Genomic DNA, 24,999 nt, shown 5'->3' with positions numbered 1-24,999 from the left:
GACTGATAGACCGACAGACCGTCAGAACTGATAAAAACTCAGCGAGTGGTTCTTGTCCGAAATCCAGATCCGCGCCTGATTGGACTGGATGTGATTGATCGTCACCAGGGCGACTAAGCCGTTGGCATGCCCGCCCGGTGGCAGGCCAAGCTGATCGATGTGGAAGCTGGTGATGACGCCCCATTGGCCGCTCGGCCCCCAGTCTTTCATGAACGCATCCATGGGATAGTGCTGCGGATCAGGCTGCCAGATGGCGTAAGCCTCCTGGAAGTTCTTCTGCATGATGGCATGGAAGAACTGATCCACGGTTTTGCGCGCCTGGTAGCGCGGCCAATAGAGCACGCCCACAATCGCCACAATGACGATCACGGCCACAATAATGCCGAGTGTCTTCCGTTGGTGAGCGCGGCGCTCGTTATACTTGGGCGCGTCGAGAAGCGTCATACGCTTATTGCAACACGTTTTTCACCTATAGGATGCCCCAGTGCGCGGCGCTCGTTCGCCCGCTCCAGCGCCAGCGCGATGATGCGGTCGAGCAGCTTGGGGAACGGCAAACCTGCGGCTTCCCACAGCTTGGGGTACATGCTGATCGAGGTGAACCCCGGCATCGTATTGATTTCATTCAGATAAATGCGGCCGGTGCGCCGTTCCAGAAAGAAATCCACCCGCGCCAGTCCCTGGCACTCCACCGCCTGGAATGCGGCTAGCGCCAGGTCGCTCACCCGCCGTGTTACCTTCGCCGGCAGTGGCGCGGGGATGAGCGTCCGCGAGCCGGCCTGGGCATACTTGGCCGCATAGTCGTAAAACTCCCGCCCCGGCAACACTTCTCCCGGCGCTGACGCCGTGGGCTCATGGTTGCCCAGCACCGAGCACTCCAGTTCACGTGCGTCCAGTCCCTGTTCCACGACCATTTTGGTATCGTACGCGGCAGCCAGATCAATCGCGGCGCTGAGTTGGCTCCGGCGTTTAACCTTGCTGATGCCTACGGACGATCCCATATTCGCGGGCTTGACGAACAGCGGGTAGCGCAGATGCTTCTCAATGTCCGCGGTGATGTGCCGCGGGGTGTGCTGCCACACACTTTTGTCCACGCGCACATAAGGCCCCACGGGAAGCCCGGCTTGCAGCCAGACACGCTTGGTCAGTTCCTTGTCCATGGCGACGGCTGAACCCAATACGCCTGCGCCCGCATACGGCACCCCCACCATCTCCAGCAATCCCTGGATCGTGCCATCTTCGCCGTACGGGCCGTGCAGGATCGGCAGCACTACATCGAGGCGGCCGAGCGTCGCCCAGACTTCGCGCAGCGGCTTGCCGTCCTGCCGCCACTGGCCCTGGCGCGTGATCCGCATGCGCGTGACCTGGTACTTGTGCCGGTCCAGGTTTTCCGCCACGGCGCGCGCCGAAACCAGGGAAACGTCGTGTTCGCCGCTGCGGCCTCCGCAGATCAGTCCTACGCGCAGCTTCTTCCGTCCTGCCGGCATGGTCTAGACGTGCGCGGGCGCGTCCTCGCGCACGCGCTTGGGGCGGCGATTGGCCGCCAGAATCTTCTTCCGCAACCGCAGCGATTTCGGCGTAACTTCCACCCACTCGTCGTCGGCGATGAACTCCAGCGCCTGCTCCAGCGTAGGCGCGCGGAAGGGCACCAGCCGGATGGCCTCGTCGGCCACCGAGGCGCGCATATTCGTCAGCTTCTTCTCTTTGGTCGCGTTCACGTCGATATCGTCCTCGCGGGCGTTTTCGCCCACGATCATGCCTTCATAGACTTCTGTCCCCGGACCCAGGAACAAAGTTCCCCGTTCCTGAATATTATTCAGCGCATACGTGGTGGTCACGCCCGCCCGGTCGGCCACCAGCGATCCGGTGGGCCGCGCCGCCATTTCCCCCTGCCAGGGCACCCAGCCGGCAAACAGCGAGTGCAGCAGCGCCGTGCCGCGCGTGTCGGTCAGCAGCGCGCTGCGCAGGCCGATCAGACTGCGGGCGGGAATTTTAAACTCCATCCGCACCCGGCCGCTGCCGTGGTTGATCATTTGCTGCATTTCACCCTTACGCGTGCCCAGCTTCTCGATCACCACCCCGACGAATTCTTCCGGGCAGTCCACCACCACCAGCTCCTGCGGCTCCAGCCGCCGGCCGCTTTCGATCTTGATCACGATTTCCGGCTTGCCCGCCATCAGTTCGTAGCCTTCGCGCCGCATGGTTTCGATCAGAATCGCCAACTGCAGCTCGCCCCGCCCCAGCACCCGGAATGAATCTGTCTTGGCCTCTTCTTCGACCCGGATCGAGACGTTGGTGAGCAATTCCTTTTGCAGCCGCTCGCGCAGATGCCGCGAGGTCACAAACTGGCCCTCGCGTCCGGCCAGCGGCGAGTTGTTGATGGTGAACAGCATCGCCAGCGTGGGTTCATCGATCAGCACCGGCGGCAGCGGCGCCGGATGCTCGGCATCGGTCACGGTCTCGCCAATCTGAATGCCTTCGACCCCCGCCAGCGCCACAATATCGCCGGCCGCAACCACTGCGGCTTCGTCGCGCTTCAGCCCGCGGAAGGTGAACAGCCGCGTGATCTTCGTCCGCGCCAGCGTCCCGTCGAGTTTGGCGATGCCCACCTCGTCGCCTGTGCGCAGCGTGCCCTGAAACACCCGCCCGATGGCGATGCGGCCCAGATAGTCGCTGTAGTCGAGGTTCAGCACCTGCAATTGCAGCGTCGCCGCCGGATCGCCGCTGGGCACGGGAATCGCTTCCAGAATGGCGTCGAACAGCGGCTCGAGATTCTCCGATTCCGGTCCACCCTTGCGCTGCGCTGTCCCTGCTTTGGCGTTGGTGTAGAGCACGGGAAATTCCAGTTGCTCTTCGGTGGCGTCGAGGTCAATGAAGAGGTCGTAGATCTCGTTCAACACCTCCTCGGGCCGCGCATCCTGCCGGTCAATCTTATTGAGCACGACGACGGTGGCCAACTGCTTCCGCAGGGCCTTTTGCAGCACATAGCGGGTCTGCGGCAGAGGGCCTTCGCTGGCGTCCACCAGCAGCACCACACCGTCAACCAGATTCAGCGCCCGCTCGACTTCGCCGCCGAAATCACTATGACCGGGCGTGTCGACGATATTAATGCGCGTGCTGCGGTAGTCGAGGGCGGTGGTCTTGGCCAAAATGGTGATGCCGCGCTCGCGCTCCAGTTCGTTGGAGTCCATGACGCGCTCCGCCACTTCCTGATTGGCGCGGAAAATGCCGCTCTGACGCAGCATGGCGTCGACCAGCGTGGTCTTGCCGTGGTCTACGTGGGCGATGATGGCGATATTGCGCAGCGAAGCCAAACTGAATGAGAACCGGCGGGAACTGTTAGTTTATCACTTTCGCCGCCCTCTCCCGGCGACTAAACCGCATCTCTGAAGAGTGCACATCTGCGCGGTCAGCCCATGCGCTACGAACGGCTCCGCTTCCTGATCAAGATGGCGATCCGCCGGCCGTGGCCCCGGCCCTATCGCTTCTGCCTGCTGCCGGACCGCCGCGGCTGCCTGCGCGTGCGCATAACTCCACGCGATCGCCAGGGTGCGGCGACGGTCGAACTCCGTCCCAACTCCGGCGATTCGCTGATTTTCGCGCAAGTATTCTTTGACGCCGCCTACGATCTCACCCCGCTAGCGCGCTGGCCCGAGATCGAAACCCTCGCGCGCGCCGCTCCGCAACCGCTGCTGCTCGATCTGGGCGCCAATGTGGGTTTTGCAGCGCTGGCGCTGCACTGGCAATTTCCGCGTGCGCGCATTCTTGCGGTGGAACCGGAGCCGCATAATTTTGCGCAGCTCTGCCGGAACGTCGCCGGAATCGAGGCCATCGTACCTGTGCAGGCAGCCGTCGCCGCTGCCGATGGCTGGGTGCAGCTTGTCAATGCCGGCCGCAAGAGCTCGGACTTCCGGACGGTTCCCGCCTCCAGCCAGCCCGGCGCCGCCATCCCAGCCTCTTCCATCGAGACGCTCTGGCGCCGCGCCGGGCTGCGCCCGGATTACGGCACACCCCTGCTGGTCAAAATGGACGTAGAAGGCGCCGAGCGCGATCTGTTCTTCCCCGGTTGCCCCTGGCTCGAGCGGACGCCGCTGCTCATCGTCGAGCCTCACGATTGGCTGCTGCCGCACCAGTCGCTCTCGCACGGGCTGCTGGCAGCGCTGACGGCGCGCGGGGGCGATGTTGTGGTGCGGGGCGAGCACCTGATCTGCTGGCAGCCCGCGCTTGCCTCGCAGCTCGCGCCCGCCCAGCGCACCGCCGCCTAAAGCAAAATCAGCATCGCTGTAGCCCGACAGACCGAACCGCCTGCGGCTTTGACACCAGGAAAAGCCGCACGCACCAGCGCGATGCGGGATACACTAACGCTGATTTTGCTTTAAGTGGCACGGCCACCTCTTGTTGGAACCGCCCTCCCGGTGGTCGGGCTGTGGCCGAGCGTCGCTCCCCGGCAACGGACGCCCGCTGGCGCTCAGAGCGTCTCCACGCTGCCGCGTTTAGACGCGAAAAGCTGTTTGGCGTAGGCGCGTGCCCAGGCGCGGGGGGTCGCGTGCCAGCGCGGACTCACTGGGATGCGATTGAGCTGATAAGGCGAATCGTGGGCGCTCACCAGTCCGCCGTGGCAGGCCAGGCAGCAGCGGTAGCCTGCCGCATGCACCGCGGCCCGGGCCGCCGCATCGCAGTCGCCGAGCCGGCCGAAGGGATAAGCAAAATCCAGCACCGGTTCGCCCAGTTCCTTCTCCAGATGCGCGCGCGAGGCGGTTAACTGTTCCACCAACTCGGTCTGGCGCAGTTCGCTCAAACGCGGATGGGTGACGGTGTGCGAACCGATGCCAAAGCCGGCGGCACGCAGGGCGTGTACCTGCTCCCAGCGCATCAGTCGCGGCGGCGGCGCCAGGTGCTGATCCCAGGGGAAGCGGTTGGGTTCGCCGATGGCGCCGCTGGTGATGAAAAAGGTGGCGCTCAGATCGAGGCGGTCGAGGATTTCGGCGGCGACTTCGGCGTTATCGGCGTAGCCATCATCAAAGGTGATGCACACCGACGGATGCCGCAGCGCGTCCCCATGCGTCAACCGTGCCAACAGGCGCTCGAGTGGCAGAACCTCATAGTGATCACGCCAGTAGCCGCAGAGCGCAGCGAACGCAGCCGGCGGATAGGCAAGGTCCTTACCGTCGTCGCTGATGCGGTGAAAGGCGACGATGCAGTAGGGCCAGCGGGCGCGGCGCCAGGCGCCGGCGGTGCGCCATACCGGTTCGGGAACCGCATGACTGAGTTGGGCGATCATGCCGCCAGCCTTTGCAGCCGCTGTTTTTCCCGGCGCAGGCGCATCCAGACGGCTCCGGCTGCGCCCCGGCTGCCCAGGAGGCGAACACTCGCATGCCCCTCGCAGGTCCAGCGGAACTTATACGGCTCTTCGCCGCGCAGAAAATCAAAGCGCTGCAAGCCTCGCGCCATGCAGTCTTCGATGACCGCGCTGAGCAGCACGGTGCCCGGACTGAGGGGGGTAACGGCAGGATCAAATCCGCTTTGGAAATACAGGAAGCGCCGTGCCGGGGCTGTGCCGGCTTCGAACCCGTAGAGGGCTGCCAGAACGGCGTCGCCGCTGCGCAGCAGGTACACTCGGGCCACGCCCTCCGCCGCGAGCGCCCCCGCCGCGCGCAAATGGAAGGTACGAATGCGCGAGGATTCGAAAATGCCGGTGCCGTCCTTCTGGGCCCGGCGCAGGTTGTGGAGGCGAAACAGGTGCTCCAGAGCCCGCTGAATGGCTCTGGGTGTGTCCGCGCACTCGACCAGCGCCTGAGGCCAGTGGGCGGCGAAGCGCCGCCGCCGCCGCCGCACCTCCGAACGGAAGTTGGCGCTATGTCCGGCGAGCAGCACGTCCAGACTGCCGGGCAGGGTCAGCGTGGGCAGCAGCGCCGCACGCTCCCGGCGCTCGCCGGGAAAGAGCCCGGCCAGCGCGCCGGCCGCATCGGCCGATTCCAGCCGCAATAGGCGCCAGTGCCGCTGATTGAGCGCCGCCTGTAACAGACGCGCTGCGGTTTCCGGCGGCGCCTCTGGGTGTAGCAGGCAATCCAGCTCGTCGGCGCCGCTGTCCTGGCCCAGAAACTCCAGTTGCCCCAACCCCCGGCGCTGCCGGCGCTGCAAGGCCAGCAACCCGGCGAAGCGGCCATCGACAAACGGCGCCGCCACGACAACGGCCGGATACCCCATGGCGGCTGCCCAGGCACTTTGCCATTCCCAGCTCAAAAACGGATTCGCCGGGCCGGTGCTGCGCTGCAACTGTTTCCAACCGCGCTCCATTGCCGGCAGCGTACCGCTGATGATGGCGGAGGCGAGGCCCGTCTGCGAGGGGGCGCTCACGCCGTCAGCTCCGTTGCCGAAGCTGCCGCCGTGGCCGGGATACTCCGGCGCCGGACCCGCGCGAGTGCGGCCCGCGCGATCTGCGGATGCAACAGCAGCACTGCGGCGCCATAGACGACGGCGCCGAAGGGCACCATGGCGGCCAATTCCAGGCGCGGTCCCCAGCCGCCCACCAGCGGCCGTGCGACCCACAGCGCCGCCGCCATGATGGCGCTGCTCTCAAAGGCCGGCGCAAAACAGCGCAGCAGCGCCGCCGGCGAAATCTTCAGATACTTGGCTACCAGATAGACGTGCAGCAGCGACATGGCGGTCCGTGTTACCACGTGTCCCCACGCCACCCCGACGATGCCGCCCCAGTGCGCGCCCAGGATGAGCGACGGCGGCAGCACGATCCACCAGAGGACGGTAGTGCGGGTAAGCACATCCGGCCGCCCGATGGCCTTATAGCCGTCGCCGAACGGGTGCATCAGGCAGCGGATCCCGCCCCATAACGCCAGCACTTCGACCACCGCCACTGCGGGACCCCAATGCCTGCCGTACAGGACCAGCACCACCGCCGGCGCCAGCATCCCCATCCCTGCCGCCATCGGCAAGGTGAGCAGCGCGGTGTAGCGTGCCGTGTCGAGCAGCGTGCGCCGCAGGCGCGGCAGATCGTTCTGCAGGCGGCTGAAGCCGGGAAACGTCACCCGCGCGATCACGTTCAGAACGCTGACCAATACCACGTCCGGCAGCCGGAAGGCCAGCGTGTAATAGCCCACCAGGGTATCGGTGAGCATGCGCCCAATGGTGAAGGTATCCAGATTGAGCAGCAGCAGGCTGGAACCATCGAGGAAATAGATGTGCTTGGCGAAGTGCACCATGCGCCAAAACACCACGCGGTCCAGGCCGCGGTGAGGCCGCCAGCGCACCACCATCCACAGAATCGCCGTGGCCGCAACCGCGCCCAGCACTTGTCCCCAGATCAGGCTCCAGGCGCCGAAGCCCACGAGCGCCATGGAAATCGCTGCTATGCCCTTGACGGAAGACTGCCCCAAATCCGGCAGCAGCTTGGTGCGAAACGAAAGCCGGCGGCGTAACAGAAAATCGTGCGTACTGCCCAGCGCCGTGATGGGCAAATAGATCGTCAGGGCACGCAGCATCAGCCGCAGCACCGGCTCATGGAAAAATGCCGCCAGCAGCGGGGCCAGCCACCAGGCGGCGGCCATGGTGAGGCATGAGGTGCCAATCGTGATCCAAAAGCAGAGATTGGCCGCGGCATCGACAGCCTGCTCTTCAAACACCAGCGCACTGGTCAGGCCGAGTGTGCCCAGAACTTCTAGTACCCCGATAATCGAGATCGCAATCGCGACTTCGCCGAACGCCTTGGGCACGAGCAGTCGTGCCAGCACGACGATGGAGCCAAAGGAAAACAACTTGCCCAGCAGGAATGAACTCGAGGCCCAGAACAGGCCGTTGAGGATACCACCCTGGGCAGGCAGCGCCCGCCGCCCGGCGGCTGACGCCCCAGCCTGCGCCCGCCCCGCTTTGCGCCAGTATTTCGACTCGCTATGCCGCCAGTTGCGCCAGGCGCCTACGGCGGCCGCCGCCAGCGCCAGGCAAAAAAAGTAGGGCGCCTCGCCGCGCCCCAGCCGCACGCCCCAGCGGCGCAGCAGCCCCACCGCCGCTACCCAGCCCCAGCCCGCCAGCACCAACCCGGCCAGTGCCCGCACGCTCCCAGCCGCCGGCGGCGCCAGCCACACCAGCACGGCCCCGGCCAGCGCCAGCACCAGCCAGACCGCGGACGCCTGCCGCAGCACCTCGTGAAAGCAGACCCGGAAGGCGTCGGCCGCCCGCATGTGTCCCACTTCACGCCTTGCCGCCACCAGCGCCTCCCAGTGACCACCCGCCATGCGCCGCCGCCGTTCCCATTCCGAACCGGCATCGGCCGCGCCCAATTCCCAGGAGCGCGCGTCCGGCGCCGCCACCAGGCGCCACTTCTGCGCCAACACCGCCATCGCCAGGAACAGATCGTCATTGGTCAAGTGGTTCGTCGGAACCGGCCGGAACAGCTCCCGGCGCAGCGCCAGCCCTTCCCCATAGGCTGCCGCCGCCCCGCCGCTGGCCGATTCCTGGCGGACGAGCCAGCCTTCGTAGCGCCAGTACACTCCCTCGCCGCCGCCCACGCCGCAGTTTTCAGCTACCGTTTTGGGGCCCGTCACCGCCCCGACGCGGCTGTCGGCAAACGGTGCTGCCAGGTGCCGCAGCGCCTGCGGGGCAAACATATTGTTCGCGTCGGTGAAGACCAGCACCTCGCCGTGGGCCACGGCAGCGGCACGGTTCAGCGCCGCCGCCTTGCCTCCCCGTTGCGGTTCGCTCAGTACCCGCACCGGCACCGGAGAGCCATCGGCTGCCGCCCGGGCCTGCGCGGCGGTGTCATCGCTGGAGCCATCCTCGCTCACAATGATTTCCAGCTTCGCCGCCGGGTAGTCCTGTTCGATCAGGTTCCGGATGCGGGTCTGAATCTGCGCCGCTTCGTTGTGCGCGGCGATGATCACGCTCAGCCGCGGCCAGGCCTCGGCCGGAGCCTCGAGCGGCGTCAGGCGCCAGCGCCACGGCCGCCAGCGCGCCCCTGCCGCAATCAGCAGCGGATAGCCGAGCCAGATCATGGCCAGCGCCGCCAGTCCCAGTAGCAGTAGGGTGGCTCCAAGCAACCCCATGCCCGTCATGCCGCCACCTCCCGCGTGTGCGCCGCCGCCCACAACCCGGCCAGGCGCGCCACGTTAGCCGACAGTTCGAAGCCGGCACGCACGCTGCGGCTCGCCGCTGCGCCCATGCGCTTGCGCAACCGCGCATCCTGCAGGCGAGTCAGCGCTCCCGCCAGCGCCGCCACGTCGCGCTCGCCGACCAGAAAGCCGGTACGGCCATGCAGCACCAGCTCGGGGATGCCGGATAAGCGGCTGGCCACCACCGGCAGCGCCGACGCCATCGCTTCCATCAGCGCCACTGGAATACCCTCCATCTTGCCGTTCCGCAGCCGCACGCTCGGCAGCACGAACACGTTCGCCCAGCTCAACGCCTGCATCACGTCCTCTTCCGTCGCCGCCCCGCTCAACTCCACCTGCGGCGCCAAGCCGAGCGCCTGAATCTGGCGGCGGAGGCGGGTGTATTCTTTTCCGCCGCCGGCAATCCGGCACTGGAAGGGAATCTCCTGTTGCCGCAGTTGCGCGCAGGCCTCGACCAGATAGCGGTGGCCTTTGCTGACTTCCAGTGTGCCCACGCTCAGCAGCCGCAACCCGCCCGGCTCGGCTGCCGGCCGTGCGGCTCCGAGCGCCGCATACGCACTCCACTCGATGCCGCAATGGACGACGTGGATGGGCGGGCGCGGCGGGGCTACCGCCTGCTCCAGCAGGTTGCGGTTATAGCCGCTGATGGCGATCACGAACTCGGCGGCGCGCATCTTTTCCGGCAGCATGGCGCGATGGCAGAAAATATCGTGCGCATGCACGGTGAAGCTGTACGGCAGGCCCGTCAGCCGGTGCACAATGTAGGCGACCAACGCCGGATGGGTGGCATAGTGCGCATGCACTTGCTCGATGCCCGCTTTTTGCATGGCTTCCGCGATCCCCACCGCCTTGCCCCAAAAGGCCACCGCACCCCGCCAGAGATTGCCGTCGCTGCGGTTGCGCCACAACACTTCGGCCAGCGTGCGCAGGTAGGTGCGCGGCCGCCGCCGGAGCCAGTAGGCGTGACTGGCGAGAGGCGCCCAGGGCGTCCAGCGCACAGGCGCGCGCAACTGCGCCACGCGCGGATGGCGCTTGCCGCCATGGCGCAGCAGTGGATAAATGGCAACTTCGTGCCCCTGCTGTTCCAACTCCCACATCTCGCGCAGGATGAAGGTTTCGCTGAGATGGAGATAGCGCGAAAAAATGTAGCCGACCTTCATAGGTATAGTCCGTGGGCATCCCCGCGCACGCGCTCCGGAGTTGAGGCGCAACTGTGAACCGCCGCACCCGCCGGATCATTCCTGGTCTCGACCGGGATCGTTGGCGGATGCGGCAGCAACTGCGGCGCTGCGGCCGCCAGCACGGTGTGGGCAATCGGACCCCAGGCATGGCGCGAGTACGCCAGTTCCAACGATCGCCGTCCCCACTGTTCGCGCAATTGCGGTGCGGCGGCCATGCGCTCCATCGCCTGCGCCAAAGCCGCAGGATCATTCGCCGGCACGAGGATTCCATTGCCGTCGATGAGCTCCGGCAGCCCGCCCACCGCCGTGACCAGTAGAGGGCGGCCAAACGTCAGCGCCGCATGGGCCACGCCACTTTGCGCGATGGCGCGGTAGGGAAGCACCACCCAATCGGCGCGGCGAAAGTACCAGGCGACCTCGGGCAAAGGAATGTAGCGCGTGTCCCAGCGCACCCAAGGCTCCAGCCCCTGCTGCCGTACATAGTCGTGCCAACGCTGGAGCTGCGAGACCGCCGTGGGCATGCCGGCGATCAGCAGCAAAGGACGGCTGGCGGCAGTCAGCGCGGCCATGGCCGCCAGCAGGACCTCAACGCCTTTATAGGCGCTGAGTGAGCCGAAGAGTAGCGCCAGCGGCTGCTGTGGCGCGAGCCGAAGCCGCTGGTTCAAGCCGGGGTCCGGGCCAGCTTGCTCCGCCATCCAGGCCAGATTGCCGTGCGGAATGGCACAGGCTCCCCGTCCGGTCAGCTCGGTAAACTGCGCCTGCAGCGTCGTCCCATGAACAAAGACCGTGTCGAACACCTGCGCCAGCCGAATCCGCCAGTGCAGCTGCCGCTGCAGTTTTCCCTTTTGGTGGCGCTCGAATGCTTCGACGTTGTGCCAGATGTCGGCGAGCGGGACCGGCGGCTGCTGCCGCCGGCACCAGCGCCGCAGCTTCCGGGCAAACCAGCCGTCGCAGCGATGCTCCAGGTCGGTCATCAGGATGAACGCTGGCTGCTCGCGCCGTACCGCGGCCAGCACTTGCATCCAGACCCAGACGTAGCGCAGGCCGCGCGCAGCCCGCACCAGCCGGCGAGGCAAATAGCGCGGCGCGCGGTGCGGGTTCCAGGTCGCCAGCCACGGCAGCAGCCGCACGCCCACGGGCGCCGCCGCCTCCGCATGCCGGGCCGTCAGCAGCGTGATGCTGACATCCGGCGCGGCTTCTCCTGCCAGCGCGCGCGCCAACTGCAGGCTGTAGTGCATCACCCCGCCGCGGGAGAAGAACTCGACCAGGAGCACGGTGCGCCGCCCGGCTTCAGGCGGCAAGGACTTCTTCATAAAGCTGCACCATGCGCTCACACCAACGGGTTTCGCTCAGCGGCCCGGCGGCCCGCTGCCGCGCCGCCGCGGCTGCTGCTGCGGCCACGCGGTTGCCGGAGTCGCTCCAGGCCAGCGCTGCCTGCGCCAGGGCGTCTGCATCATCGACCGGAACCAGCAGGCCGCAGCCGTCCAGGACCTCCTCGATTGCCGGCAGACGGGTGGCGATGATAGGCAGACCGGCTGCCATCGCTTCCATCACGGCCGTCGGCTGGGCTTCCTCCTGCGAGGGAAACAGAAACACGTCGCTGACGCTGAGCCAGGCGGCGACCTCACTCGACACGCCCGGCAACCGGATTTGGCTTGCGGCCGGGGATGCCGCCGCCGCGGCGCGCAGCAGCTCCCATTCCTCGCCGCCTCCCACCCACACAAAGCGCGCGCCCGGCCGGGCGGGTGCGATCTGCTCGACCGCCGCCAGCCAGGTGCGCCAGCCCTTAGCGGCATGCACCATGGCGACGGTGGTAAACACCGTCGCCGCCTGCGGCAGGCCCAGACGGCGCCGCTGCCCGGGGTGCGCCTGCGGCGCCGCCGGCGGCAGACCAACGCCGTTGCCCACAATCACCGCCCGCTCGCGCGCGGCCACCGCGCCCCAGGACCGCCTTTGCGCCTCGCTGACATAGATCACCCGCGCCGCATGCCGCCGGCTGAAGCGCTCGCAGGCCGCCACCAGCCGCTGCCGCCGGCTCCGGTCCGGCCGCGGACCCAGATGCACCGTGGCCACGTAGGGACGCCCCAGCCAGCGCGCCGCCGCGCCGCCCCACACCGTGGCATAGCGCAAGTGGGTGTGCACCAGCAGCGGCTGCCAGGCTGCCAGCAACTGCCGCAGCCGCCACCAGCCACCTACGTCGCCCAGGCCCTGCATCGCCACGTGATGCACTCGTCCGGCGAGCGGCGCCATCTGCCCGCCCCAGAGCCGCTCCAGCGCGCCCGGCGCGGCCGCCTGCAACGCCACCAGCTCAATGCGCCAGGGCAGCGGCGCTGCGGCAAAGCGCAACGCCAGACGTTCCGCGCCGCCCAGGCCTAACTGGTCCAGAATCCAGACGATGCGCGGCGGTGCCATGGCCGCACCGCTCAGCTTGCGAGCTCCGACTGCGCCGGCGCAGCCGCTACCGTCAACCGCCGCAGGTAGCGCTCATTGCGCTCCAGCAGCGCCTCGGTCACTTCCAGTGGTGCGTGCAGCTGCCGCGCATAGGCGGTGAGGGCGTAGACGTCTTTGGGAATGCACTTGGAGTCGAAGCCGCGCTCCTGCGGGTACACGAAGGTCCAGTAGGGGGACATGCGGGGATCGTCCTGATAGACCCCCTCGCGCACGGTGTAGTAGTCCACCCCGGCGGCTTCGCACAGATCGTACAGCTCCTGCGCTTCGGCCACACGGTGCGCAATGGCGCGGTTTTCCGCCAGCTTGATTAGCTCGGCCGTGAGGGCGTCGGTCTGCCGGATGCGGACACTGGCGTTGAAGACCTGCTGATACACTTCGATGGCTTCGCGCCGGTCGGCGGGCTCGCCCCCGAGGATCAGAAAGGTGCGTTCCCGCAGATGCATCAGCGGATGCGCCACGCTCTCGCCCAGATACTCGGGCTGAAACACAATCCGCCGCCCATAGCGCTGCCGCATCAGGTCGGTGAAGCCGGGGTTGACCGTCGAGCGCAGCACGATCAGGGGCGTCTCCAGCCAGGCGATGACGCGCTCAACAATACTGGTGTCGAGGGCCCCGCGCCCGGGGTTGGGGGTGGGCACGCAGACGAAGGCCACATCGCAGGCGTTGACGGCCTCGCGCGTGCCTAACTGCAGCGGTTCGTCGTAGATGGCCGCGTCAGGAAATTCCTGGTGCATGGCGCGGCCTACCCACCCTAAGCCCACGATGGCAATGCTGTGTTTCATGGATTTATATGCCTCCTTGTACCGGTTCCGGGTTGCTCGCTGCGGGCGCCGGCTGCCGCCGCGGCTGCCTGTCGAGCGCGAGCGCGGCGCCAAGCACGCCGAGCGCGAGCAACAGGAAGAAGTGGCGGAAGTAGGCGTCATGAAGAAAGACACTGCACGTCAGATACACCGCCAGCGCCAGCTCGCAGGCGGCCAGCAAGCGGGCAAAGGCTGCCGCCCCCAGGCGGCGCGCGCGCCGCCGGCCGCGCTCCAGCAGCCGGAAGGCGGAGACGAGAAGAAAGACAAAGGCCGCCAAGCCCACCAGACCGGTTTCGGCCAGTAACTGGGTGTAGAGGCTATGGGGGTCGCGGACCGCGTTGTCCCCGCTCAGGCCGACCATGGCCGAGTACTTCAAATACGCGGTTTCGAAGTTCCCCGGCCCGACGCCGACCAGGGGATGGTGAATAAACATATCCAGGCCGGTCAGCATCTCGTGCCGCCGGCTGCGGAAGCTGGAGTCGGTCATCTGCTGCTCCTGGGCGCCGAGAGAGTTTTTCACCAGCGTCGCCAGCCGGCCCCAAAGCTGCTGCGGCGCTAATGCGCTTGCCAGCAGCACGCCCACCACCGTGGCCGTGAGCACCCATTTGCGCTGGGGGTGTGCCACCAGCAGCACCACCACCAGCAGCCCCAGGCCCAGGAAGGCGCCGCGCGAGTAGGTAAACAGCATCGCCGCCAGCGCCAGCCCGCCCACTCCCAGCGCCCAAAGCCTGCGGAACCAGTGGGCGCGCGGCTCCAACGCCTGGTACGCCGCCAGCGGCAGCGCCGCCACCAGCACCATTGCCAGGAAGTTGGGATCTCCCATCGCCCCGCCCAGACGCCAGCCAAACTGCCCGGGCGCCGTCGCTGAGAACTCCATCGAGCCAAAGCCCCAGAAGACGAAGCGGCTGCCCGTCAGCCCCTGGTAGACGGCCGGCAGCGCCAGCAGGCCCACGGCGGACAGGAGCGCATCCACGCCCCAGCGCCACCAGCGCGGCGAAGGCAGCAGATTCACCACCAGATAAAACACCAGCAGCACCTTGACGTACTCCAGCAATTGCGCCGCTGCGATGCCCGGACTGATCGCGGTCGCGGTGCAGACCACCTGCGCGCCGCCCCAGAGCAAAAGCGGACCCAGCAGGGGCCAGCGCAGCCGCCGCGGCGGCGACTCCAGCAGCCACGTGAGCAGCCCCGCCGCCAGCACACCGGCGATGGCCAGCCGCAGCAGCCAACTGAAGCCGAAGGTCGTGGTCACTACGTCGCTGGCGTTCCAGTACGCCAAAAGGATCAGCGCGCACGCGCCCCAGGCCGGCCGGTACAGCACCGCCAGCATCGCCAACCCGAACGCCGGCACCGCCAACGCCATCCAGACCATGTACTGCGGATAGCGCTGCATGGCGGCCAGCACCGGCACCAGGGCCCCCAGCGCCAGCAGCCACCAGCCCAATCCGCCCCAGAAGGGCCGGGCGCTCCGGGGCGCCGCCGGCAGCCCCGTCCAATTGTCGGTCCAGGTACTCATCGCTTTATCGCGCTCCTTTGCCGCGGCACACCACCGCCAGCGTGGCCGCCAGAATCGCCAGATCCAGTCGCAGCCGCCACGACCGCAGGTAAGCGAGATCCAGCCGCAGGCGCTGGTCGAAATCACAGCGCGCGCGGGCGGTGATCTGCCACAGGCCGGTGATGCCGGGCGGCAACGCCAGCCGCTCGGTGTGCCACAGCCGGTAATGTTCCAGGCCAAAACTCGACGGCCGTGGCCCCACGAAGCTCATCTCCCCGCGCCAGACATTCCACAACTGTGGCAACTCGTCGAGGCTGCTGCGGCGCAGCCAGCGGCCTACGCCGGTGATGCGCGGATCGTTGGTGATCTTAAAGTCCGGCCAGGGCAACTCGTTGAGATGAGTCAGTTGCCCTTTCAGCGCGCCAGCGTTCGCCACCATGGTGCGCAGCTTCCAAAGGCGGAAGCGCCGCCCGTGCGCGCCGACCCGCCACTGCGCAAACAGTGCCGCTCCGGGCGAGTCCCAGCGCACTGCGCACGCCGCCAGGCCGACGAGGATCGCCGCCGGCAGGCCCAGCAGCAGGCAGAGCAGCAGGTCCAGCATGCGCTTGGCGTGCCGTTCTCCCCGGCTGAGGCCACAGCAGCGCCGCCCCAGCGCCCGCCGGCGCAGGCGTTCGCACCGGCACCAGCGGGGAAAGGAAATCGCCGCCGGCCGGGCGGGCAGCCGTGGCCGTCCCGCCGCCGGTGCGCTGAGCGTGTCAAAGCCGCAGGCGCTACGGCTGGCTGGGCTATAGCGGGTCTGATTCCGCTCTAGGCTCGCCATCCCGCCTCCGTCAGCAGCGCCTCCAGCGTCAGACTCTGGCGTGGAAACTGCGCCTGATGCAGCCGCAGTGCCAGGCCGTGTACGGCGGCGCGCTCGCGCAGCCGTACCGCTACCGCCGCGCCCTCTTCGGTGTCCTCCAGCAAGAGCAGCAGTTCAGCGCCGGGCTCGCACCAGGCCAGATCGCCGATGCGGATTTCCGCCGCTACGGCTTCAAGAAACGCCGCCGGCAGCGGCATGCCGCCTTCGCCGGCTACGCGCAGTAGCAGCAGCGCGTGGCCGTGGCGCCGGGCGCGGCTGAAGACCCGCAGCAGGGCGGCGTTGGCCGCGCGCCGATTGGGGAGGATGCCGCGCGGCAGCCCCAGTGCCGCGATCGGACGGTGGAGGAGCGCCATAATTTAGTTGGTTGTGACCGGGCGCGGCTGCCGCCGGTAGGGTTTATAGGAAGGGGCCGAAGGATCGGCACGATTGAAAATGGTGCCCAGCAGCGGGGCATGTGCGCGGGCCAACTCCTCGCACAACTGCTGGGCCTCGCTGCGTTTCGTCCGTCCCCAGCGCAACACCACGAGCACTCCATCCACCAGCGATGACAGCAACACCGCTTCGCCGCTCACCTGGCCCGGCGGCGAGTCCACCAGCACATAGTCATAGTGCTCACGCCATTGCTCCAGCAGGGTGGCCATGGCCCGCACCTGCAGCGGCGGGGCATCATCTTCGACCGGCATCAGATCCAGGTGCGGCGCCAGATTGAGGGGCGCGGTCTTGCGGCCGGTCTGCGCCGCCGCCAGGCCGGTCAGATTGGTTACCCCAAAGAAGGTGTGGCAGCCAGGACGGAACAGATCCGCGTCGACCAGCAGCGTGCGCCAGCCGGCTTGCGCCAGCGCGTGGCCGAGCTGGCACACGCTGGTGGTCTTGCCGTCGCCGGCCTGGGCGCTGGTGATCAGGATGGCGCGTGGCGGCACGCCGCAGCGTGCCACCAGATTGGCGGCAATCTTGCGATAGCCCTGGGGATCGCTGCCGCTGCTGCCGCTCTCCAGCAGGGCGCGCGCCCCGCCCGGCAGCCGCCGCTTGCTGGTTTCCGCCACCATGCCCAGCGGCGCCAGCGCCGGCCCCAGCGAGCGCTGCACTTCCGCGCCTGCGGTGAGCGCGCCCGTCCAATGCTCGCGCGCCAGCGCGGCGCCGATACCGAACACCACCCCCAGGCCCAGGCCGAGCGCCAAATCCAGCCTCAGGTTGGGGTAAAGAGGCGCGGAGGGCGGCAGCGCGGGATCGAGCACCTGGATGTTGCTCGGCGGCAGGCTGGCCTCCAGCTTGACCTCGTCCAGCTTCTGCTGGAGCGTGGCCACCAGCTCGCGCTGGGCGTTGGCGCGCGACTGCAGCACGGCGAAGCGCATTTCCAGCCCGCTCGTCGCCGCCGCCTGATGGTTCAACTCCGCCACCAGCGCCTGCAGATGGTCTGCTTGCTGCTGGCTGTCGGCCAGCTTCTGCCGCAGCCCCGCCATCACCTGCGTCTTCAGGCCGGTCAATTTCTCCTGCGCGGCGTTCAACTGCTGCTGGGCTTCGACCACCAGCGGAAATGCGGGCTGGTAGGTGGTTTCCAGCGTCGCCAACTGCTGCTGCGCCGCCCCCAGATTTTCCACCGCCCGCGCAATTTCCGGATTGCTGAGCCCGGCCGGCAGTGTGGTGACATCGGCGCCGGAATAGCTGGCCAGGGCCGCGGCATCGGCAATCCGCTCCGCCTGGGCGGCGCCGAAGGCGTGGTTGGCGTCGGCGAGGCGCGCCAGCAGCGCGCTCTGGGCTCCGCTGGCGCCGGCGACCGCGCCCAGCAGCGGCACGTAGGCGTGCTGCTGCTGGAACGCCGCCACCGCCTCATCGTCGGCGTGCAGTTGCGCTTCCGCCTGCGCGACCTGCGCCTGCATCCAGTGGCCTGCGGTCTGCCCCTGGATGCCGCGCGCCGCCAGGGTTTCGGCCAGGAAGGACTGATCCGTGACGTTGACCACGTCCGCCACCAGGGCGGGATTGTGGCCTCCGAAGCTGACGTGCACGGTGGCGCTCAGCTTGTCGGGCACCGCCTTGAGCTTGCTCTGAAAGATATCGTAGGCGATGGCGTCCGCATCGGCTGGGGCGAGCGTCTTGCCCTTCTGCGCCAGATGCTGGCGCGTTTTGGCCAGGGCGGTGGCGATGGTCACGTCCCGCTGCTCCAGCTCCAGTTGCCGGATCACCGGCAGGGCAACGGCGCGGCTGCCGAGCACGGTCAGCTCGGTCTGCATCTCCCGGTCCGGGTCCGCCGGGGGCGGGTAGTCCTGCGGCGTGATCTGCGCCGGATGCAGATTGGGATGGCGGATGATGATCGCCGCCGTGGCCTGGTAGTAGGGCCGGATGGTGAAGCTGAGCACGGCGGCGATGGCCACACAGGCGAGCACCACCGCGACCACCAGCCAGCGCTGGCGATAGAGGGCGTCGGGGAAGCGGCCGCGGCGCGGCTCGGCGCCCGGGGCCGGCTCCAGCTCATAGAGCGGGGAAGAAGAGTTTTGGGGATCACGCGACGGATAGATGTATGCCATGGGGGCCTCGCAGCACAGGGGGTTACCAGACGTGATTGGCTACCGTTTGCTGCACGCGCCAGCGTCCGGAAGCGGTGAAAAAGTCAAGCAGTTCCAGTCCGGCCATGCGGACCACCGAGCCCGACACCAGCACGATGTCATCCGCCGCCATTTTCAACTCCGGCTGTTGCGTCCGTTGCGCCCCGTCGACATTGACGACGAGCGTGCGCCGCTGGCCGTTGGGCTGCAGCCGCAATACCCGCACGGTGTGATCTGCCTGCGGCAGAAAGCCGCCGGCGGAGCTGATGAGCTGGGCGAGCGTCATGTCGGGCACCAGCGGCGCCGCCCCCGGATGCAGCACATCCCCCGACAGGTACACCTGCCGCACCGGCTGCACATCAATCACGTCGCCGGGCTCAAGGAGCTGGTCCAGCGCCGGGTCGGTGCCAATGCGGGCGATGTCAATCGTCTGCAGCACGCTGTTGGCGGTGTAGATCAGCTTGCCGCCCTCCCCCTTGCGCATCGTCACCGGCGGCTGGTGAAAGAGCAGAATCCTGGTGCTCGCCTTGGAGGGATCCACCCCGCCCGCCATCGCCAGCGCCTGCAACAGGCTGAGTTCGCCGCTGAAGGCGTATACCCCCGGCCGCGGCACTACGCCGTTGATGCTTACTTTGCGGCTGTTGTTCTGCAGCAGCCGCACGCTGACCAGTGGATGCTTCAGCAGCGTGCTGTAGGCGTTCGCCAGCTCGGCTTGAATCGCCAACGGGGTTTTGCCCGCCACCGGAAGGCTGTTCAGAAACGGTGGTGCGATCACCCCATCCGCCGCCACCCGCAGGCTGCCGCTCAACTGCGGCTGCCCGAAAACGCGCACATCCAGCAGATCGCCCGCACCGACCGGATCCGCCGTCGCCGCGCTGCCCCACAACGTGGTGGGAGTGGCTTCAGGCGCAGCCTCGCTTGGCGACGGCGTGGCCAGCGTCCGTTCCGTGAGCACTTGCGCGCCGGCAAAACTCGCCGCCGCCATTCCGAGGATGATGAAAACTGCCGCTGTAATCGTCTGTCGCACGCGCCCTCCCAGAAAGCCGGTTTACCAACAACTCCAGCGTAGAAAGCTGCTGGTCAGAGAACAATTCCCCGGAGGTTGCAACCGCACAACAAAATAGGTGGGGATGGAATTGCAACCTTGGAAGGAGAGCCGGATCGCACCAAGGTGCATCGAATCGGCAATGTCCCCCACCACGCAACTGCATGCTCCCATCCGCATCCGTCTGTGCCTGCCTTCGGAACTGTGGAATCAACTGCTGGCCGCCGCCCTCAGCGCCACGCCGGGACTGCAGGTGGTGCCGGGCACCGGCGGGGTGCCGGCGTCGGCCGAGGTCCTATTGACCGCCGTTCCCCAGGACTACAGCGGCTGGACACGGCTGGGCCAGTGGTGCCAGCGCGCCGGGGCGCGCGTGCTCGTGCTCGGGGAAAACCGCCCTGCGCTGGCGGCGCGGGCCTTGCGCGCCGGCGCCTGCGGCTATCTGGATTGGGAGAGTCCGCTGCCGCTGCTGGTCAAGGCCATCCGAAGCGTGCATGCGGGAGAGTTATGGGCTGACCGTAAAGTGGCTCTGACCGTCATGCACCCGGCGGGCGGGGGCACGGCCAACAAGCTGACGCCGCGCGAGCTGAGCGTGCTCGAGGCGCTCACCCAGGGCAAGCGGAATAAGGAAATAGCCGCGCAACTGGCGATCAGCGAGACCACAGTGAAATCCCACCTCAACCGGGCATTCCAGAAGCTGCATGTCAGCGACCGGCTGGAGGCCGCGCTGTATGTCGCCCGTTACGGGCTGGAGTGACCGCGGCAAACCACTGGGGCGGCAGGTGCAGCCGGGCCTGCGCCAAATCCAGCTCCAGCACGCCGCCGGGATACGGCCGCCGGCAGTGCGTATCCTGACACCGCAGCGGGCCGATGGCGGCCGGGGGCGTGAACGCATACAGCGGCGACCACCAGACCTGGCGGTACGCATTGGTGGCGCCGTCATTGTAGCGGTAGTAGAGGCCGCCTTGCGGCGGCAGCAACGCCCAGGCCAGCGCCAGGGTGAAGCGGCGGCGCTGCTCATCCTGGGGTGCGCCTTGCACGACCAGCAGCACGCGCTTGCCCAGTTGCAGGGCTGCCTGGATGTTGGCCAACTGCGCCATGCGGGCAGGCGGCGAGAGCGCCGTACGTTTCCAGCCCAGCGCAAAATCCTCGACCATAATGCCATCGAGCGCGGGCAAGTAGCCCTCCCACCCGCCGCGCTGTTCGGGATCCTCGGTCAGGTTGGCCCACAGCCGGACGCCCGGCAGTGCGGCGCGGACGGCCTGCAGATAGCCGGCGACGGCCGCGCGAAATGCCGCATCACTGGAGAACTCCTCGAGCCCATCCGGATCATCGACCTGCCGCAACAGCCGGGTGCGGCTCAGATCCACGTTGTCGAAGAAAAAACCGTCAAAATCGAGCTGCTGGCGGTACTGGCGCAGGCGTGCGATCAGGAACTGGCGCCAGCCGCGGCTCGCCGGATTCATTGCATACACCGTGCGCCAGACGCCATCGCCAGACCGCCAGCGCGTATACAGCCGCTGACCTCTGCGGTTGTGCAGGAACCAGCTTTCGTGAGGATGAATCTGACGGCAAAACACGTCCCGGCGGTCGGCGACCGTGCGCCGGTAGGGCTGGTAGTGCGCGTCGCAGTGGGCCTTGGCGTTGGCATAGGGGCCGGGGCCTTCGGCTTCATTGGCGGCTACGGTTTGCAGAATCGGGCCGGCATAGCCGTCGCGCCGCAGCCTGGCCGCGTAGGCCTCATCGCCGTGGGTCAGCAGAATAAGCTGAAAGTGCTGCGCGACGAACGCAGCCGGCGTGTGATCGAGCGGAGGTTTATAGAAATAGGCGAAGCCCAGCCGGGGCGGTGTCGCCCCGGCCAGACTGACCAGCACCAGCGCGGCCGCAACGGCGGCCATGACACTGCCCGAACGGAGGTTTGACCTGCGGCCCCGGCTGGGTTCAAATGAGAAAGGTGGTGACGTGAATCTTCCCAACGCTCTGACGGTGCTGCGCATCTTCTTGATCCCGCTGCTGATCGCGGCCCTGTTCAGTACCCGCCTGCCCAACCGCGAAATTTATGCCACGGCCATTTTTCTGGCCGCCGCCATTACCGATCTGTTGGATGGCTATCTTGCCCGCCGCCGTGGCCAGGTGACCACCCTGGGTATGCTGCTTGATCCTATTGCCGACAAGCTCCTGATTGCCGCCGCCTTCATCTCCCTGGTGCAGATCGACTCGGCACTGGTGCCTGCCTGGATGGTAGTCATTATCATCGGCCGGGAGTTTGCCGTCAGCGGCCTGCGCAGCGTGGCGGCCACGCAAGGCTTTACGATCGCGGCCAACGAATGGGGCAAGCTGAAGATGGTCAGCCAGGTGGTGGCGGTCTGCATCATCATCGTCGCGGTCAAATACGGCACGCTGTACCTGTTCGGCTGGGGCGTCGATGTGCGCCTGCTCGGCAAAATTGCCCTCTGGGCAGTAGTGATTGTGGCGCTGCTTTCCGGTTCCATCTACTTCTGGCGCTTCTGGCGGCAGATCGACGACAGTGTCAAGCGGCGCCGCCGCGAGAGTACTGCCGCGGTCGCGCGCCGCCAGCCCGCCCGCACCGAATAGGCAGTATTATGACGGTATGAGGCGTAGCAATCCGAAGCTAGAGGCAGTGGCGGCGGAGTGGGCCCGCCTGATCGAAGAGGCGCAGGCGAACTGGACCGAGGAGCAGAAGGCAGAAGACCATCGCCGGTTTTTGGAAGCTACCGACGCGATGCTCGTAGCTCACGGAAAAGCTCCAAAATACGCTCGTGCCGCTCGGTCCCGGGCGGCCAACCGTGGCGAGTGAGTTCCCGGACGACCTCGGGTTCGGTTGCGGTTTCGAGCCAGTCTACTCTCGTCTGTTCCAGCATGCGGTGCCGCTCTATGGCCGCGGCATCACGTGGTGGCTTGCCGCTTGCAGAGCGGATCTGCTCTTTGCGGGCACGTTCGATTTCGGCGGCGCGGTTGGTCTTCACGTAGGTTAATAGTATCGGCGCTGCCAACTCGATCTGGGGCCGCAGAATAAAAAAGGCGGCGGCGCCGAAGCGCCGCCGCCTTACTAGCTACTAGCTACTAGCTGGCTAGTACATGCCCCCCATGCCGCCCATGCCCCCGGGGCCGCCCGGCGCCGCGGATTCCTTCTTTTCCTCAGGAATCTCCGCGACCAGGGCCTCGGTGGTGAGCATCAGGCCGGCAATGGAACCGGCGTTCTGCAGGGCAAAACGGGTGACCTTGGCCGGGTCAATGACGCCGGCTTTGACCAGGTCTTCGTAGGTTTCGCTCTGCGCGTTGAAGCCATAGTGGGCGTCGTTGCTTTCGCGCACCTTGCCGACCACAATCGCGCCTTCCAGACCCGCGTTCTGCGCGATCTGGCGCAGCGGCTCTTCGAGCGCGCGGCGCACGACGTCGACGCCGATCTGCTCGTCGCCGGTCGCCTTGAGAGCGGCCACCGCCTTTTCGGCGCGCACCAGCGCCACGCCGCCGCCGGGAACAATGCCTTCCTCGACCGCCGCGCGCGTGGCATGCATGGCATCTTCGACGCGAGCCTTCTTTTCCTTCATCTCGCTCTCCGTAGCGGCGCCTACCTTGACCACCGCGACGCCGCCGACCAGCTTCGCCAGCCGCTCTTGCAGCTTCTCACGGTCGTAGTCACTGGTGGTGTCGTCGATCTGGGTACGCAACTGCTTCACGCGGCCCTCGATCTCGGCGGTTTTGCCCGCGCCTTCCACCAGGGTGGTGTTGTCCTTGTCAATCACGGCTTTCTTCACCCGGCCGAGCTGGCTGAGCTGGATCGATTCCAGCTTTACGCCCAGCTCTTCGCTGATGAACTCGCCGCCGGTCAGCACCGCGATGTCCTGCAGCATGGCCTTGCGGCGGTCGCCGAAGCCCGGCGCCTTCACCGCCGCGGCGTGCAGCGTGCCGCGCAGCTTGTTGACCACCAGCGTCGCCAGCGCCTCGCCTTCGACATCCTCGGCGATGATCAGCAGCGGCTTGCCGGCGCGCGCGATCTGTTCGAGCAGCGGCAGCAGGTCCTTCATCGAGCTGATCTTCTTTTCGTGAATCAGGATGTAAGGCTCTTCCAGCACCACTTCCATGCGGTCCGGATCGGTGACGAAGTAGGGCGAGAGATAGCCGCGGTCGAACTGCATACCCTCGACGACTTCCAGCAGCGTCTCCATCGTGCGCGACTCTTCGACCGTGATCACGCCGTCCTTGCCGACCTTCTTCATCGCCTCGGCAATGATGCCGCCGATGGTGGCGTCATTGTTGGCCGAAATTGTCCCGACCTGGGCGATCATGTCGCCCTGCACCGGCTTGGACATCTTCTTCACCGACTCCACCGCCGCCGCGACCGCCAGATCGATGCCGCGCTTCAGGGCCATCGGATTCGAGCCGGCAGCGACGTTCTTCACGCCCTCCCGGTAAATCGCCTGCGCCAGCACCGTGGCCGTCGTGGTGCCGTCGCCGGCGACATCGGAAGTCTTCGACGCCACTTCGCGCACCATCTGCGCCCCCATGTTCTCCAACAGGTCGGGCAGATCAATTTCCTTTGCCACCGTCACGCCATCCTTGGTGATGTTGGGGGAACCAAATTTTTTTTCGATCACCACGTTGCGGCCCTTGGGGCCGAGGGTGATCTTGACCGCATCCGCCAGGATGTTCACACCGCGCAGGATCGCCTGCCGTGAGCTCTCGCCATGCACAATTCGTTTTGCCATTGTTGTCTGTCTCCTTCGATTCCGGGTTTCTTACTTGCTGAGCACGCCCAGCACTTCTTCCTCGCGCAGAATGAGCAGTTCTTCGCCGTCCAGCTTGATTTCACTGCCCGAGTACTTGCCAAACAGAATGCGGTCGCCTTCCTTCACGTCCAGCGGCAGCACCTTGCCGTCTTCGGTGACCTTGCCCTTGCCGACGGCAATGACCTCGCCCTCCTGCGGCTTTTCCTTGGCCGTGTCGGGAATAATAATTCCGCCACGCATCGTCTCTTTGTCCTCGATCCGCTTGACCAGCAAGCGGTCGTGTAGTGGTCGTACTTTGGCCATGAGTAGTTCTCCTTAGAATTTGCGGGAAAGGACCCTGCCTGGTTCGAAGTTCACCGGGCAGGGTGCGATTAGCACTCTCCCCTCACGAGTGCTAATGATATCCGGTAAGTAGCTTGGCGGTCAATCCCCGCAGATGGGTGCCGCCGTGGCTGACGGCATGAGCTATACTCAATGCAGCCACTCGCGCCGGCTCTGGGTGGTGAGAGGTGTACCCATGTTTGACGGCATTTTCCGACCCGAACACCTGATCATCATCCTGGTGATCTGCTTGCTGATTTTTGGCCCCAAGAAGCTTCCGGAACTGGGCCGCGGCATTGGCGAAAGCATTCGGGAGTTTAAGAAGTCCATGTCTGAGGCGAAAGCGCAGGGCCAGGAGCCGGCAAAAGCGCCTGCCACCGCGGAAGAAAAGAAATAGCTATCCGCGCGCCATCTTCCCCTGCCGGTTTCAGCGGCCCGCCGCA

At 66.8% G+C, this 24,999-nt stretch carries 23 protein-coding genes; 4 read left to right on the top strand and 19 right to left on the bottom strand.

Going from position 1 to position 24,999, the window contains the following annotated elements; genetic code table 11:
• Positions 1 to 21 precede the first annotated feature (21 nt).
• Genes EPN33_02110 through typA form a run of 3 tightly spaced genes read right to left on the bottom strand, consistent with a single transcriptional unit; the run spans position 22 to position 3,311 of the window.
• Positions 22 to 444 (bottom strand): hypothetical protein, encoded by a 423-nt coding sequence (locus tag EPN33_02110; GenBank protein TAN24579.1) that lies wholly within the window; start codon positions 442 to 444, stop codon positions 22 to 24.
• Positions 441 to 1,484, bottom strand: a complete 1,044-nt coding sequence (locus EPN33_02105; GenBank protein TAN24578.1) for a D-alanine--D-alanine ligase — start codon at positions 1,482 to 1,484, stop codon at positions 441 to 443. The genes EPN33_02110 and EPN33_02105 overlap by 4 nt, the downstream gene beginning before the upstream one ends.
• 3 nt (positions 1,485 to 1,487) lie before the next feature.
• Positions 1,488 to 3,311: a translational GTPase TypA gene (gene typA, locus EPN33_02100; protein ID TAN24577.1), complete on the bottom strand. Its 1,824-nt coding sequence runs from the start codon at positions 3,309 to 3,311 to the stop codon at positions 1,488 to 1,490.
• Positions 3,312 to 3,413: 102 nt separating this feature from the next.
• Between typA and EPN33_02095 the strand changes: the two genes are divergently transcribed.
• Entirely contained in the window at positions 3,414 to 4,262 is an 849-nt protein-coding gene (locus EPN33_02095) for an FkbM family methyltransferase (protein TAN24576.1), read from the top strand.
• A 203-nt stretch (positions 4,263 to 4,465) separates the two neighbouring features.
• Here the strand turns inward: EPN33_02095 and EPN33_02090 are convergent, their stop codons facing one another.
• The 12 genes from EPN33_02090 to EPN33_02035 form a co-directional block, all read right to left on the bottom strand.
• Positions 4,466 to 5,278, bottom strand: a complete 813-nt coding sequence (locus tag EPN33_02090) for a polysaccharide deacetylase family protein (protein ID TAN24575.1) — start codon at positions 5,276 to 5,278, stop codon at positions 4,466 to 4,468.
• A complete protein-coding gene (locus EPN33_02085; GenBank protein TAN24734.1) occupies positions 5,275 to 6,294 on the bottom strand; it encodes a GNAT family N-acetyltransferase in 1,020 nt (339 codons plus the stop codon). Before EPN33_02085 ends, EPN33_02090 begins: the two co-directional genes overlap by 4 nt.
• A gap of 56 nt (positions 6,295 to 6,350) precedes the next feature.
• Positions 6,351 to 9,059 carry a glycosyltransferase gene (locus tag EPN33_02080; GenBank protein ID TAN24574.1) on the bottom strand — a complete coding sequence of 903 codons (2,709 nt, stop codon included), beginning with the start codon at positions 9,057 to 9,059 and terminating at the stop codon, positions 6,351 to 6,353.
• The gene (locus EPN33_02075) at positions 9,056 to 10,276 is read right to left on the bottom strand and encodes a colanic acid biosynthesis glycosyltransferase WcaL (GenBank protein TAN24573.1); all 1,221 of its coding nucleotides are present in this window, start codon (positions 10,274 to 10,276) and stop codon (positions 9,056 to 9,058) included. The genes EPN33_02080 and EPN33_02075 overlap by 4 nt, the downstream gene beginning before the upstream one ends.
• Positions 10,273 to 11,610, bottom strand: a complete 1,338-nt coding sequence (locus EPN33_02070; GenBank protein ID TAN24572.1) for a glycosyltransferase — start codon at positions 11,608 to 11,610, stop codon at positions 10,273 to 10,275. Before EPN33_02070 ends, EPN33_02075 begins: the two co-directional genes overlap by 4 nt.
• Positions 11,588 to 12,709 carry a glycosyltransferase gene (locus EPN33_02065; GenBank protein TAN24571.1) on the bottom strand — a complete coding sequence of 374 codons (1,122 nt, stop codon included), beginning with the start codon at positions 12,707 to 12,709 and terminating at the stop codon, positions 11,588 to 11,590. Before EPN33_02065 ends, EPN33_02070 begins: the two co-directional genes overlap by 23 nt.
• Positions 12,710 to 12,720: 11 nt before the next feature.
• Positions 12,721 to 13,671 (bottom strand): UDP-glucose/GDP-mannose dehydrogenase family protein, encoded by a 951-nt coding sequence (locus tag EPN33_02060; protein ID TAN24570.1) that lies wholly within the window; start codon positions 13,669 to 13,671, stop codon positions 12,721 to 12,723.
• Positions 13,535 to 15,064: a hypothetical protein gene (locus tag EPN33_02055; GenBank protein TAN24569.1), complete on the bottom strand. Its 1,530-nt coding sequence runs from the start codon at positions 15,062 to 15,064 to the stop codon at positions 13,535 to 13,537. The genes EPN33_02060 and EPN33_02055 overlap by 137 nt, the downstream gene beginning before the upstream one ends.
• A 4-nt stretch (positions 15,065 to 15,068) precedes the next feature.
• Complete coding sequence (locus tag EPN33_02050; GenBank protein TAN24733.1) at positions 15,069 to 15,644, bottom strand: sugar transferase; 576 nt, start codon at positions 15,642 to 15,644, stop codon at positions 15,069 to 15,071.
• 206 nt (positions 15,645 to 15,850) lie between these two features.
• Positions 15,851 to 16,255, bottom strand: coding sequence for a hypothetical protein (locus EPN33_02045; protein TAN24568.1), 405 nt, complete (start codon positions 16,253 to 16,255; stop codon positions 15,851 to 15,853).
• 3 nt (positions 16,256 to 16,258) lie between these two features.
• Positions 16,259 to 18,424 (bottom strand): hypothetical protein, encoded by a 2,166-nt coding sequence (locus tag EPN33_02040; protein TAN24567.1) that lies wholly within the window; start codon positions 18,422 to 18,424, stop codon positions 16,259 to 16,261.
• Positions 18,425 to 18,446: 22 nt separating this feature from the next.
• Complete coding sequence (locus tag EPN33_02035; GenBank protein TAN24566.1) at positions 18,447 to 19,469, bottom strand: hypothetical protein; 1,023 nt, start codon at positions 19,467 to 19,469, stop codon at positions 18,447 to 18,449.
• A 103-nt stretch (positions 19,470 to 19,572) separates the two neighbouring features.
• Here EPN33_02035 and EPN33_02030 point away from each other — a divergent pair, with 103 nt between their 5' ends.
• A complete protein-coding gene (locus EPN33_02030; GenBank protein TAN24565.1) occupies positions 19,573 to 20,241 on the top strand; it encodes a response regulator transcription factor in 669 nt (222 codons plus the stop codon).
• Here EPN33_02030 and EPN33_02025 read toward each other — a convergent pair.
• Positions 20,189 to 21,481 (bottom strand): hypothetical protein, encoded by a 1,293-nt coding sequence (locus EPN33_02025; GenBank protein TAN24564.1) that lies wholly within the window; start codon positions 21,479 to 21,481, stop codon positions 20,189 to 20,191. The two genes, EPN33_02030 and EPN33_02025, sit on opposite strands and share 53 nt — an antisense overlap.
• On the opposite strand from EPN33_02025, the gene pgsA reads away from it, so the two are divergent.
• Positions 21,381 to 22,079, top strand: coding sequence for a CDP-diacylglycerol--glycerol-3-phosphate 3-phosphatidyltransferase (gene pgsA / locus EPN33_02020; GenBank protein ID TAN24563.1), 699 nt, complete (start codon positions 21,381 to 21,383; stop codon positions 22,077 to 22,079). The two genes, EPN33_02025 and pgsA, sit on opposite strands and share 101 nt — an antisense overlap.
• A 137-nt stretch (positions 22,080 to 22,216) precedes the next feature.
• Here pgsA and EPN33_02015 read toward each other — a convergent pair whose 3' ends face one another.
• The 3 genes from EPN33_02015 to EPN33_02005 all read right to left on the bottom strand — a co-directional run bounded on the left by EPN33_02015 (position 22,217) and on the right by EPN33_02005 (position 24,538).
• Positions 22,217 to 22,471, bottom strand: coding sequence for a hypothetical protein (locus tag EPN33_02015; GenBank protein TAN24562.1), 255 nt, complete (start codon positions 22,469 to 22,471; stop codon positions 22,217 to 22,219).
• Between the two features lie 105 nt (positions 22,472 to 22,576).
• A complete protein-coding gene (groL, locus tag EPN33_02010; protein TAN24561.1) occupies positions 22,577 to 24,214 on the bottom strand; it encodes a chaperonin GroEL in 1,638 nt (545 codons plus the stop codon).
• Positions 24,215 to 24,244: 30 nt separating this feature from the next.
• Positions 24,245 to 24,538 carry a co-chaperone GroES gene (locus EPN33_02005; GenBank protein TAN24560.1) on the bottom strand — a complete coding sequence of 98 codons (294 nt, stop codon included), beginning with the start codon at positions 24,536 to 24,538 and terminating at the stop codon, positions 24,245 to 24,247.
• Between the two features lie 214 nt (positions 24,539 to 24,752).
• Here EPN33_02005 and EPN33_02000 point away from each other — a divergent pair, with 214 nt between their 5' ends.
• Entirely contained in the window at positions 24,753 to 24,953 is a 201-nt protein-coding gene (locus tag EPN33_02000; protein TAN24559.1) for a twin-arginine translocase TatA/TatE family subunit, read from the top strand.
• The last annotated feature ends 46 nt before the right edge of the window (positions 24,954 to 24,999 follow it).

This window comes from Acidobacteriota bacterium (assembly GCA_004299485.1).
Taxonomy (GTDB): domain Bacteria; phylum Acidobacteriota; class Terriglobia; order Terriglobales; family SCQP01; genus SCQP01.
Note: the sequence above shows the minus strand (reverse complement) of the source record. Positions and strands in the feature narration are given on the sequence as shown.